This window comes from Chryseobacterium phocaeense (assembly GCF_900169075.1).
In the GTDB taxonomy this organism is placed as follows: domain Bacteria; phylum Bacteroidota; class Bacteroidia; order Flavobacteriales; family Weeksellaceae; genus Chryseobacterium; species Chryseobacterium phocaeense.
Genome location: NZ_LT827015.1, coordinates 2,641,451 through 2,654,213, shown reverse-complemented (window position 1 = coordinate 2,654,213; position 12,763 = coordinate 2,641,451). Strand labels below are relative to the sequence as shown.

The following is a 12,763-nucleotide window of genomic DNA, read 5'->3' as shown; positions in this document are numbered from 1 at the left end:
GAATATTAAGCTGAGCTTTGCTTTAAACATTAGTGTCTTAAAAATCTATCAGATTTTCTTAATGAATCTTAACTTCTTCATTAATCTTAATGGTTCAAATATAAAATCTGCATAATCAGCTCAATCTGCGAGATTTTTTTACGCAAAGGTTTATGCTTCTCTATTCAGATTTAAGGTAGCTAAGGTGAAATCAATCTTTGATCGATTCTATTAAGTGTACGTTTCAATTACGTACTTAACCAGCGACGGAGTCGAAGCATTGTTTTATTATCTGAAAATTTTATTTTTTAACCATTAAGATCTCATTAAGTTTTTAAGAATATTAAGCTGAGCTTTGCTTTAAACATTAGTGTCTTAAAAATCTATCAGATTTTCTTAATGCATCTTAACTTCTTCATTAATCTTAATGGTTCAAATATAAAATCTGCATAATCAGCCCAATCTGCGCGAATGATTATAAAATCTCAACCAGTTTTTTAGTCAGATTTTTTCTGGAAAACTGCTCAATATTCTGAGTGTTTTCAATAAGACTTCCATTTTTCCAAAGTTCAAATTTCTCCAGGATAAAATCTCTAACAACTTTAGAATCTTCATAGCCAAAATGTTTTCCGGCACTGGTTTCAGTAAGGATTTTTGAAACATCTGCTTCATCCGGACCAAAAGAAATAATCTGTTTTCCGGTTGCGAGATACTCAAAAATTTTACCGGGGATAATCCCTTTCGACGATTCATTGGGGAAATTGGTGATCAGCAGAAGATCTGAGCTGGCCATTTCTTCCACCGCTTTATCATGGGAAATATAGCCCAGGTTCAGGATGTGGTTTTTCAGACTTGAATTTTCAATAGTTTGAAGAATCTTATCATCCACTCTTCCTGCAAATTTCAGCGTAAAATTATCGGCAAAATCTTTATTTTTCTTAACCAACTCATCCAGTACCTTCCAGAGATTCTCAGGGTTCCGCAGCTGTTCAAGCACCCCAATATAGCTCAATGTAAAAGACCCGCTGATTGGCTGATTTGCCTTTTCGCCCTTTTGCACATTCGTCCTTTCGCCTGTCACGCTGAGCGGAGTAGAAGCATCGCTTTCATCAAATCCATTCGTAATACAAACTGCATTCGCACCTGCCTTCCTGAAATTCTCCGCATCGGTATAGCTGGTGGCCAGAGTGATGTCCGCATTTTTAAAAACAGCACTTTCCAGCTGACGGTGCTTTCTGTCGGAGCTTTTGGTAAGCTTTAGGTGTTTGTAGTAAGAAATTTCAGTCCATGGGTCACGGAAATCTGCAATCCATTTCAGATCCGGGAATTTCTTTTTAAGACCCAGGCCTATCATATGAAGAGAGTGGGGCGGACCGGAAGTCACCACCACTTCTATTTTATTTTCTTTTAAATACTGTTCTAAAAATTTAATGGAGGGTTTTACCCAGAATACCCGGGCATCCGGAATGAAAAAGTTTCCTCGTACCCAGATGGAAAGTCTGGATTTCCAGCTTTGGTTTTTCCCGACATCAAACTGTCCGGCTTTAAATTTTTTATTGCTTTTATTCAGCTTTTCAGCCAGCTGGTAAGGTTCCCATATTTTGGTTTTTACGATCTCTATGTTTTGCGGAACGTCTGTCAGAAGACTTTCATCGAGTAGAGGATAGCTTGGATTTTCGGGAGTATAGATCACAGGATTCCAGCCAAAATCAGGCAGGTATTTTGCAAACTTCAGCCATCTCTGAACACCAGGACCTCCCGCAGGAGGCCAGTAATAGGTGATGATCAGTATTTTTTTTTGTTCCATTAACCTTGAACAATAAACTTTAAACGTTAAACTACTTTCTAAGCAAGCTGTTCCTTTTTCTTATTTTTATTCATCCAGAAAATCCCGAATGCGCTCAGCGCAATGAATAATCCGAAACAGAAAAGGGAAACCCATTTTCCTTTTTCAATCACTTCAGGCTCAAAAACCATTCTGATGTTGTGATTTCCCGCAGGAACATGCACCGCACGAAGAAGGTAATCCGCCTTAATGTAAGGAACTTCTTTTTCATCTACGAAAATTTTCCAGCCGTGAGGATAATAGATTTCTGAAAATACGGCCAGCTGAGGTGTTTTAGACTGGGATTTAAATTCCAGCTCATTCGGCTGATACTTCGTTAAATTAATAAACGCTAAAGAATCTGCCTGAACAGGTTTTCCGTTGAAATAGGATTTATCAGAAGCTGCAATAACAGCTGTTTTCTTACTGTCGATTACCCCGATAGATTTAATTTCTTCGTTAGGAGTATTTACAAATTTCAGATCGCTGACAAACCATGCATTTCCGTTTGCTTTCGGGTTCGGCATAGCCTGAGGCTGTTCCGGTCCGCCTACAACCCAGTATTTTGCATTAAGTAGATTAAGGACATTCGGTACTTTTACAGAATCCATGACCTGGAAATATTCGTTGATCACGTCATCATATCTTCTCAGTTTTACGGCATGGTAACCACCGATGGAAGACTTGAAATAGGAAGTATTCGTCTCGCTGAATGTTCCTAAAATATTATTGAAAACCCTGTAGTGGGTTTTGTCTTTTTCAGCAATGGTTTCAAGCGTTTTGTTAACGTTGACATTCGCTAAGATGGATTCTAAATTCGGATTTCCCTGAACCTTCTCGGCCAGTAGATCTGAACTTTCCGTCTGAAACGGGTTTTCAGCAAAAACTTTATCTACATAATTTTCATCATTCAGATAACGTTTGTTTACCGTCCAAAGATCGAATAAACTTACTGTTCCTATGATGATCAAAGCAATATTCTGGCTCAGCTTCTTCTTCATGGTCATGAAAAGGACTACAGCGGTTATGGCCACATAAATCAATGCTTTGATGGCATCAATTCTGAATAATTTGAATCTTTCATCCGCCAGATAATCCAACAGGAACGGCGGGAAATACAATTTTTCGTTATCCGTATAAAAACCGAGCAGTGATTTTCCAAAGAGCAGAAGAATCAACAGCAGTCCCAAAGTTCCCCCGCTTACATAAAGAAGGATTTTCTTTTTGTATTCCTCAGTCAGTTTTTCGTCTGTGAAGAACCTGTAGATCCCGATTATGGCAATTAACGGGAATAATAATTCCACAACCACCAATATAGAAGATGGCGCCCTGAATTTGCTGTAAAAAGGAACGTAGTCGATAAAGAAGTCAGACAGCGGCATGAAATTGCTTCCCCAAGCCAGTAAAACAGTCAGGATGGAAGCTCCGAGAATCCAGTATCGGTATTTTTTCCATGCGAAGAAGAATCCCAGCAAGGCAAGGAAACATACTACAGCTCCCTGGTAAGCCGGACCGGATGTTCCCGGCTGGTCTCCCCAATACGTAACTCCATTGAATCCTTTTGAAATCCTGTCCATTTCAGCCTGCGAACCTACATTTTCCTGGATAAGCTCCTGCACACGGTTCATCATTTCTTTGGCTTCCGGTTCCTGGCTTCCGCCACCCATCAGTCTTGGGATGAATAGGTTCAGGGTTTCCAGTTTTCCGTAACTCCACATCAGGATGCTGGTTTTATCCATTCCTGATTTTCCTGAAGTGTGACTGTCGTTGGTCAGGATCTGTTTTCCACGTACGGTTTCCTTAATGTACTCGGAATTGGCCATAATCCTCTGGGAATTCATTCCAACACCGATTGCGCATGAAGCGGCAATGATTCCTGATGAAATAAGAAAATGCTTCATCGGAACTTTTTTCTGAATGGCTCTTACCAGTTCGGAAAGGAATAAAAATCCTAGCGCCAGAAACAGGTAATACGTCATCTGCGGGTGGTTCGCTGCAATCTGAAGCCCCATAAACAGGGTAGTGGCAATGAATCCCCAAATGTATTGTTTCCGGATATAGACCAGTAATATTCCGGCTAAAAGCGGCGCGAAATACTCTATGGTATTTACCTTACCGTTGTGGCCGGCGGCAATAATAATATAAAAATAAGTAGATAAACCGAAGAAAGTGGCGCCGAGTAAAGCGTATTTCCAGTTTCTGACGGCTACCATTCCAAGGAAGAAGAATCCTGCAAAGAGCAGGAATAGATAATTAACCGGCCTTGGCAGGAAATTCAGGTTGCTGTCGATCTTTTTAATGATGTCCCCTTTGAACTGGCTTCCCATCTGATAGGTCGGCATCCCTCCAAACATGGAATCACTCCAGTAGGTTTCGTTTCCGGTATCGGCCCTGTAGTCCAGGAGTTCTTTTGCGCCTCCTCTGTACTGAACGATATCATGCTGGAAAAGCTGTTTCCCTGAAAAAACAGGAGTGGAGTATAAAAATGCTAAAACTATAAATACAACTAATGAAATTGCAATATAAATTAAGTTTTTATTTTTAGCCATGCTGGTTATTATCTTTTATTTCTTGGAATTTTACCTTTTGTCCTTAGTTTCTTTTACCTCTTCATAGTCAACTGTTTCTGCATCCCAGTTGAGGTTCTGTTTATTCTTATCCGAGCTGCGGATGTCCCGCTGCCCGTTATTATCTTTATGGTTATTGAATCTGTAACTATAAAAAGTCTTAAAGAAAACTCTTTTAAGAATATTCCACACAAAGAAAATAATAATAGCTGCGAGTACTAACTCAAGAATGTACTTCATAATTTCTGATTTAAATTTAAAGCTTCCGGCTGATTGTTGCTGGTTTTTTTGTTATCAGTTGCTGGCTTGTAGTTTAGTCAAAAACTCTCAAACACTTTCACTCTCAGCCCTCACTTAAAACTCTGTTATTTCAATTATTTTGCAGAAGGATTGATCATCACAGAAGATTTGGAGATGCTTTTCATAGACTGTGACTGTTTTCCGTCTGAAATCGTCTCAATCTGTGTGGTTTTTACATCGATATTCTGGTTCGTGATCCATCCTGTGCTCTGGTCAAACTTAATGGTCCCGTTTTGGGCAAGCTCACTGCTCAGGCTGTGGGTGATTGGTCCTTGCGTTTTCTTTTCGGTTTTCTTAGGAATTCCTCCGGTTATCGAAATCTCAGCAGCACCGTTTCCTACGCTTTTCAATACATAGTTTGAGGTTACTTTAAGAGCTCCGCTTGGATCCGCATTTTCAGAAACAGTCCATTTTTCTCCAATTTTTGCTCCTTTTTTAGGAATAATGGTTAAGTTCTTTTTAAGCTGGTCTTTCAGTATTTTTTCGTTAAAGGTTTCCTTAAGGCTGGCTACAACGCTGGCTTTCTGGTTAGCATCCTTGATAAGGGTTCCTACCGCATTGGTCACTTTGGTATATACCGCATCAAAACCTGTAATGGAGATCACGTTTCCTTTCGTGTCCATTTTCATGTTCAGCTTGTTTCCGGTAAGTGCTTTGTTGATATTCCAGATCATTTTCAGGTCATCTTCCTTAGGAATAGCCATTTTTGTATCTACCACTACGGTTTTACCCTGTGCATTCTGGGAATTCCTTTTAGCCACAAGATTAAGGGTCATGTCATATACATTTCCTTTAATATCGTTGACAACGAAATTCATTTCATCAGTAGATTCACTGGTTGCGGTAATGGTTTTCCCCTGAGGGTCTTCCATGGTTTTTACGTCTCTCTGGTAGGTCGTAAGAGGGTAGGTTTTTCCTTTTTCCAGTTTGAAAGTTTGTGTGAATACTCCTGCAGAGTCTTTGATTGCAGGGTTTTCAGCCACTTTAGCTACAGAATCGGCAGGAACTTCCACCGTGACTGTTTTTCCGGTTTTAGGATCTACTTTAGTGATGGTCGCCGTTTCTTTTTTACAAGATACTAAAGCTATAGATGAGATAAGCATTAATGCTGCTACGTTTTTCATTTTAATTTTTTTAAGTTTAAATTTTACTGATATCCTGTTCTTTGTATCAATAACGATACCATAAACATCAGATTAAAATACCTGTACCGCCGGTTAAACGCCCGGAACCGCTGTGATTTTCTGTCTTACCGCTTCATACAAAATAGCTCCGCAGGCTACAGAAACATTGAGCGATTGTGTTTTTCCTTCAATAGGAAGTTTTATTTTTTCGTCCGCATGATGAAGGACCTCCTTGGAAATTCCGGTCTCTTCATTTCCCATCACAATAGCACAAGGCTCTGTGAAATTCACCTCATAAATCAGTTTTTGGGCTTTTTCACTTGCTGCATATACGGAAATACCGCTCTGCTGAAGGAAATCTACTGCGTGGGCAAGGTTTGGTTCTTTGCAGATCTTAATATTGTAAAGCGCTCCGGCAGAGGTTTTAATCGCATCAGAATTGATAGGTGCCGCTCCTTTTTCAGGAAGAATGATTGCATCTACTCCCACACATTCAGCGGTTCTGCAAATGGCTCCGAAGTTTCTCACATCCGTAAGCCTGTCCAGAATCAGTAAGAAAGGGGTTTTCCCTTCTTCAAATAATTGAGGAACAATATCTTCTACTCTGTGAAACGGAACGTCAGAAATAAAAGCAACCACGCCCTGGTGGTTTTTTCTGGTAAAACGGTTCAGTTTTTCAACCGGAACATAGTTAGGACGAATTTTATTTTTAGCTAAAATAGTTTTCAGCTCGGCATAAATAGGACCCTGAAGTGCGTTCTGCACAAAGATCTTGTCAATTGTTTTTCCTGCTTCTATAGCTTCAATCACGGGACGCAGCCCGAAAATAAAATCGTCTTTCATTGAGTTGTCTGAATTTGTATGTTTAAGGTTCAAAGTTTAATGTTTAAAGTTCAGAGATTTTCTGAGTTTAAGGTTTGTACTTTGTTCCTTTTAAATCTGTTATTTTTAAATATTTTATAAATGAGCTGATCTTTTTGCTCAAGGTTTCTGTTCGTTCAAGTAAATTTTCAAATAATTCCAGGCTTATAAAGCCTCTGTCAAAAACACGGTATAGCTGTGATCTTGTTTCTCCGCAAGAAGCTTTGGCTATAGAAAGGAACTGAATAAATTCTCTGTTTCCGTTTCTTTCAAATCCTTCCGCAATATTATCCATAATGGAACCGGAAGAACCGTCGATCTGACCACAAAGTTTAAAATTATTCTTAAGGTCCGGTGATTGAATAATATGATAAATTTCTTTACAAAGTTCGCGGGACAACTGCCAGATTTCTAAATCCTCAAATCTTCTTATTGTTCCCATAACCTTAAACCTTAAACCTTGAACCTTAAACTTAAAACCTTGAACTTAAAACCCACTAATACTTCTCTCCTAATATCGCTCTTTTTTGTGCCATGATATAGCCGTAATGAAGGCTTTCATGCATATTGTTGAAAATAATGGCGTCCTGGATGCTTTTCAGGTCCATTCCAAAACTTGTGGTGTAGGGCGTATAGTCTGAAAAGAAATCGCTGTCATAGTCCTTCATTAAAATCTTTGAAGTTTCGGTGAGTAAAAACTCAAGGTCTTCCACTTCGGATTTTTGTACATTCAGGTTGGGAAGGGTGCCTTTTTTGTAGGTTTCAATCCAGTATTTATCAATTCTGAAAGGATTTCCGCTCAGATAATAATGCAGCAGCTGCTGGGTAGCCACCGTATGCGCGATATTCCAGTAGATATTATTGTTGAAACCATCGGGAATCAGCAGAAGATCCTCGTGGGAAGTATTCTGCAGGATACCTAAAAGGTTCTTTCTCACCTGTCTGTGGGCTTGAAAATGATAGTTCATTTTGCAAAAATTTTAATCACCAAAAATAGTTTAATAAACTGGAAATGACAATTTTTTGAATAAAGGATTAAAGCAAAAATTTTTCTTGAAGAAAAAATCACGCAGATTGGGCGGATGATGCAGATTTTATATTTGAACCATTAAGGACAATGAAACGATTAAGTTTATTAAGAAAATCAAGTAGATTTTTAAAGCAGAGCTCTTTAAGAAGCCATGACAGATGCATAAATATAGCGTGATGAAATCATCCGCTTCATCAACTCAATCGAAGATTAATTCCTCTTTGCCACCTTAAAAAAATACATTCAGAAAGTAAACTTTTGCGTTTTAAAAAAGCAAAACAAAAAAGCCCTTTCTCCGGATAATCAGAGGAAGGGCTTTTAGTTTTTCAGATCAGAAGACCGGAATTTATTTTTTAATGATTTTATGCTTAAACGTTATGCCGTCTTTCAGGACAATCCGTAAGAAATAAACCCCTGCCGTGTAAGAAGAAAGATCTATCCTGCTTTCTTCGCGGGTTTCGGATAATTTTCTTCCGTCTATCCCGTAAAGACTGATGGAAGCTACTTCCGCCTTCGATTTGATATTAACGAAATCGGCCGTAGGATTCGGGTATATGCTCACATCCACTGTTTTTACATCCTGCACACTTAAGGCCACGTTGCTTTTCCCCTGCATGTACACGGAAAGATAAACATCTCCCTGCTGCTGGTTGAAAACAGCTGTTGGTATGGTGTGTTTCAGTGTGTGATTTCCTGCAGCTATCGTCGCCATATTAAATCCTCTGATAGGAACAGAATTTCCCGGACACCAGTTGTTCCATGAAGTCCATCCTGCAAGCGTTCTCGGAGTAGCTCCGTAGATTCCGTTACCTTGCGTATTGTAAACTCTGAATGGTTCACAGGAAATCCCTCCCGGAGTGTAGGTCAGCATTTGAACATCATCTATGTACGTGTAATTTTGTCTTCTTACGTATTCTTCGCCACCGCTGTTCGCCCCGTGAGGTGTGGATATTACATAGAATTGAGCATTGGTAACAGGGTCGGGTAAGTTGAAATTAACGATCCTTACCGTTTCTCCCGGAACATCGGTACTGTTATAGTTATTCAGTCTGTTATAAGTTAATATAGGAGCGAGCGTATTAAAATCGGTGGCAGTTGCTCCCACATCTGTTGAGAAAAAATTCAGGGTTCCGGAAAATACATCAATTCTGCCGCTGCATCCTGCAACTTCATTCTGGGCAGCATATGGAACACCGAAAACATCCAGCTCCATATACATATCATAAGCTGTACGCAGTGTCGCGTCATGAAATATACTGTACAAATTACTTAAATCATAAGTAAATGGAACCTCCAACGGTGAGCGGTTCTTATTCATAAACGGAGTGATATACCGGGCTGCTTCAATCCTTTTTACATTAGCATCATTTACAGTATATGTGGGCTGGTTTTTGGGAACCATCGCCAGAAAGACACTTCCCAGACGGTCGTAATTATCACACAGAGCGCCAATAGTTACCCTCATGGCAATTTTTGCTTTAAAAGAATTGAGCTCGGCGTCAGTAAGTTTCCTTGCATATCTGGTGTTGGAGAGGCGGATCAGACCTGCCGGAACCGGGGTCGTTACTGTGGCCGCATAGCCGTCATAATATACAGCCTGAGAAATCACATCAATCCTGTTGGTTTGTGACTGAAGAAGGCCTGCAAACAAAATACCCAGAAAGAATAGTTTTTTGTACATATTACTAGCGTTTGATACAAATATATTAAAATATACTGTTTGTGTTGCTTTTTAATGGTGAATTTTTAAAATAATTATTGATTTATTATTAAATATGTAAATTTATAATTATTGTATGTGTATATTTTTAATAAAAAATTAGATTTAGATTATTTTTATACACTGTTTTGTGAATTTTAACTTAAAGTGTTGATATCTGTAATTAAATAATCAATTATGCTGTAAAAATTGAAATTTTATAATTAAATTAGCATCGTTTTCGTGTTGAATTTAATTAATTATGAAAAAAACTTTACTTTTATCCCTATTGTTGATAGTGTCGGCGTTCAATGCCCAAATAAATATTAATATTGGAAGCACGGGCGTGGGAACCGCACCCATAAGTAGTTTCTTTTCCTATTCATATGTTCAGCAGATTTACCTTAAGCAGGAGATTAATGCCGATGCTGCAGGAAATATTACAGGTTTATCCTTTTATGCAGATCCTTCAGCCACCATTACGGAATCCTCAAACTGGACCGTTTATCTCGGACACACTACGAAAACCGCATTTACATCCGGTACGGACTGGATTCCTGCAGCTCAGCTGACCCAGGTTTTTGCAGGAACGGTGACCGCCACCAACGGTAAAGTGGATGTCACTTTTAACATACCTTTTGCTTATAATAATACTGATAACCTGGTAATCGCAGCAAAAGAAAACACTCAAAGTATTGATATTAATAATTTTGATGAGGCTTTTCATGTATATAACCATCTTCCGAATTCCACGTTATTCTATAAAGGAGATCTTGCAGTTGTTGATCCTGCAGCGCCGCCGGGAGGAATCAGAGCGGATTATAAATCAGCGATCAGTATTTTAGGATTGGCCCCAAAACCTACGCCGGCATGTCCTTTTGTGCAGTTTCCAGCGAACAATGCGCAGTTTGTTACTTTAACCCCGAATTTCAAATGGTTTGCCGCTTCAGGCGCTGATTCCTACAGAGTTTCAGTCGGAACAACTGCGGGAGCTACGGATGTTGTCAACCAGGTGGTGACTGGGAATAATTTTACTCCGCCCACAGCGCTTAATTATAATACTACTTATTATTTGAGAATTTCTTCAGTTTCAGGAAGTGTTGAATCTTCGGGCTGTGCAGATATCATGTTTAAAACCATTCCGCCAATCCCAGCCAATGATGCATGTTCAGGAGCTTTTGTAGCTTCAGTGTTCCCTTATGAATACACTCAGAGCGATGCGATGTCCGCTACAAACAATGCAGGATTCATTACATCATGTGCAGACGCGATGAATGACGGAACCTGGTTTAAATTTACAGGAGACGGAGGACAGTTTACCGTAGGGATCACCATGCCTGCAGGCAGTACTTACGATCCTCAGATGGATATTTACAGCGGATCATGCGGTAATTTTACCTGTATAAAAGCAGTGGACGCCGGTGGCGGTGGAGCTGCGGAAACATATACGTTCACAACAACCGCCGGAACCGAGTATTTTATTAATGTCGGAGCCTACGAAGAGACGGTGGATATGCCGGAAAATGTATTTACAATTAAAATTACGAAACTTTAAAGGTGAATAGTGAATGGTCAATAGTGAATTTTCCACCGTGATCATTCACTATTGACTTGCGTAGCAAAATTGACCATTCACATTGAGAAGTTGTGAATGGTCAATTGTCAATGATGAATTTTACACCCAGACAATTCACCATTGACCTGCGAAGCAGAATTGACTATTCACATCCATAATTCCAATTTCACTACGGTCGCGGAATATTTAACAAACTTTAACTTAAAAATGGCATTCATTATGTTGATTAATGCCAGTATTTATTAGAAATTTACCACTTATTTTTAATTAAAGTTATGTCAGATACGTATCAAGCCGAAGATATCCGCCAGTTGACGGAAAAAGTAAAAGAAAAAAACTACTTGTTTTCGCTTCTGAGGCAGGAAATCAACAAAGCGATCATTGGACAGGAATATATGATAGACCGCCTTCTGGTAGGACTTTTGGGTAACGGACACATTCTTTTGGAAGGGGTGCCGGGACTGGCAAAGACTTTAGCGATCAAAACCCTGGCTGAAGCCGTTCACGGTGAGTTTTCCAGGATACAGTTTACTCCGGATCTGCTTCCTGCGGATGTCGTAGGGACTATGATCTTCAATATCAAAGACAATGATTTTTCTATAAAAAAAGGTCCTGTTTTCGCTAATTTTGTGTTGGCGGATGAGATCAACCGTGCCCCTGCAAAAGTACAATCGGCTTTGCTGGAGGTGATGCAGGAAAAGCAGGTAACGATTGGTGATGAAACCATGAAACTTCCCAAACCGTTTCTGGTACTGGCCACCCAAAACCCGATTGATCAGGAAGGAACCTATTTACTGCCGGAAGCTCAGAGCGATCGTTTTATGCTGAAATGTAAGATAGATTACCCGAATTTCGAAGATGAAAGAACGGTAATGAGAATGGTTTCCACTTCCCATCAACCGGTCATTAAACCAGTGATCGCATTACAGGATATTGTAGACGCCAAAGAACTGATCAACCAGATTTACCTGGATGAAAAGATTGAAAAATATATCCTGGATATGGTTTTTGCGACCCGTTATCCTGAAAATTACGGACTTTCCGAGCTTAAAAATTATATCGGCTTCGGAGCTTCTCCAAGAGCCTCTATCAACCTTGCGATTGCGTCCAGAACCTATGCATTTCTGAAGGGAAGGGCTTTTGTGATTCCGGAAGATGTAAAAGCACTGGCTCAGGATGTATTGAGACACCGGATTGGTCTTACTTTCGAAGCTGAAGCAGAAGAGATTTCAGCAGAAGAGATCGTCAACAGAATTTTAGCGAAAATCCAGGCACCGTAATGAGTGAAGTGGTCATCAGAAAAGCTGTTCAGGAAGATTGCGCACCTATGCTGCAGCTGATCCTTGAACTTGCAGAATACGAAAAAGCACTTCATGAAGTGACTTTAACCTTAGATGAATTTATCGAAGACGGCTTTGGAAAATCGCCGGTCTGGGGAGCTTTTGTCGCTGAATTGAATGGCGAGATTGTAGGAATATCCTTATATTATGACAGATTTTCAACCTGGAAAGGAAGAAGATTGTATCTTGAAGATCTTGTCGTGACCGAAAAAATGAGGGGAAAGCAGATCGGAAAACTCTTGTTTGAGGCTACCCTGGAATACGGAAAATCAAATCAATACAGCGGTATGGTGTTCCAGGTATTGCACTGGAATGAACCGGCCATTAATTTTTATAAGAAATACAGCCCGAAATTTGATAATGAATGGCTGAATGTGTCGATTGAATTGAAGAGTTAGAAAATAGAAGTTAGAGGATGGGAGAGGGAAGAAGGAAGATCCCGGATTCCAAACCCACCACATA

The 12,763-nt window shown here is 39.7% G+C and carries 11 protein-coding genes; 3 read left to right on the top strand and 8 right to left on the bottom strand.

Translation table 11 applies throughout. From position 1 onward, the window contains the following. Window positions 1-454: 454 nt before the first annotated feature. From B7E04_RS18795 to B7E04_RS18760, 8 genes are all read right to left on the bottom strand, one after another. Window positions 455-1,786 carry a glycosyltransferase family protein gene (locus B7E04_RS18795; RefSeq protein ID WP_080780084.1) on the bottom strand — a complete coding sequence of 444 codons (1,332 nt, stop codon included), beginning with the start codon at window positions 1,784-1,786 and terminating at the stop codon, window positions 455-457. Between the two features lie 38 nt (window positions 1,787-1,824). Beyond that, window positions 1,825-4,353, bottom strand: a complete 2,529-nt coding sequence (locus B7E04_RS18790; RefSeq protein WP_080780083.1) for a YfhO family protein — start codon at window positions 4,351-4,353, stop codon at window positions 1,825-1,827. A 30-nt stretch (window positions 4,354-4,383) separates the two neighbouring features. After that, window positions 4,384-4,611 (bottom strand): hypothetical protein, encoded by a 228-nt coding sequence (locus B7E04_RS18785; protein WP_080780082.1) that lies wholly within the window; start codon window positions 4,609-4,611, stop codon window positions 4,384-4,386. A 134-nt stretch (window positions 4,612-4,745) separates the two neighbouring features. After that, window positions 4,746-5,795, bottom strand: a complete 1,050-nt coding sequence (locus B7E04_RS18780; RefSeq protein ID WP_080780081.1) for a DUF6263 family protein — start codon at window positions 5,793-5,795, stop codon at window positions 4,746-4,748. Window positions 5,796-5,888: 93 nt separating this feature from the next. Further along, the gene (rlmB, locus tag B7E04_RS18775; protein WP_080780080.1) at window positions 5,889-6,638 is read right to left on the bottom strand and encodes a 23S rRNA (guanosine(2251)-2'-O)-methyltransferase RlmB; all 750 of its coding nucleotides are present in this window, start codon (window positions 6,636-6,638) and stop codon (window positions 5,889-5,891) included. Window positions 6,639-6,705: 67 nt separating this feature from the next. Continuing rightward, window positions 6,706-7,098: a four helix bundle protein gene (locus B7E04_RS18770; RefSeq protein WP_080780079.1), complete on the bottom strand. Its 393-nt coding sequence runs from the start codon at window positions 7,096-7,098 to the stop codon at window positions 6,706-6,708. 55 nt (window positions 7,099-7,153) lie between these two features. Further along, on the bottom strand, window positions 7,154-7,624 hold the full coding sequence (locus B7E04_RS18765) for a DinB family protein (RefSeq protein ID WP_080780078.1): 471 nt from the start codon (window positions 7,622-7,624) through the stop codon (window positions 7,154-7,156). 408 nt (window positions 7,625-8,032) lie between these two features. Continuing rightward, window positions 8,033-9,367: a peptide-N-glycosidase F-related protein gene (locus B7E04_RS18760; protein WP_080780077.1), complete on the bottom strand. Its 1,335-nt coding sequence runs from the start codon at window positions 9,365-9,367 to the stop codon at window positions 8,033-8,035. Between the two features lie 280 nt (window positions 9,368-9,647). Between B7E04_RS18760 and B7E04_RS18755 the strand changes: the two genes are divergently transcribed. The 3 genes from B7E04_RS18755 to B7E04_RS18745 all read left to right on the top strand — a co-directional run bounded on the left by B7E04_RS18755 (window position 9,648) and on the right by B7E04_RS18745 (window position 12,699). Continuing rightward, window positions 9,648-10,940, top strand: a complete 1,293-nt coding sequence (locus B7E04_RS18755) for a hypothetical protein (RefSeq protein ID WP_139785445.1) — start codon at window positions 9,648-9,650, stop codon at window positions 10,938-10,940. A gap of 296 nt (window positions 10,941-11,236) precedes the next feature. Beyond that, entirely contained in the window at window positions 11,237-12,241 is a 1,005-nt protein-coding gene (locus tag B7E04_RS18750; protein ID WP_062648907.1) for an AAA family ATPase, read from the top strand. Further along, window positions 12,241-12,699 carry a GNAT family N-acetyltransferase gene (locus B7E04_RS18745; protein WP_080780075.1) on the top strand — a complete coding sequence of 153 codons (459 nt, stop codon included), beginning with the start codon at window positions 12,241-12,243 and terminating at the stop codon, window positions 12,697-12,699. Before B7E04_RS18750 ends, B7E04_RS18745 begins: the two co-directional genes overlap by 1 nt. Window positions 12,700-12,763 lie beyond the last annotated feature (64 nt).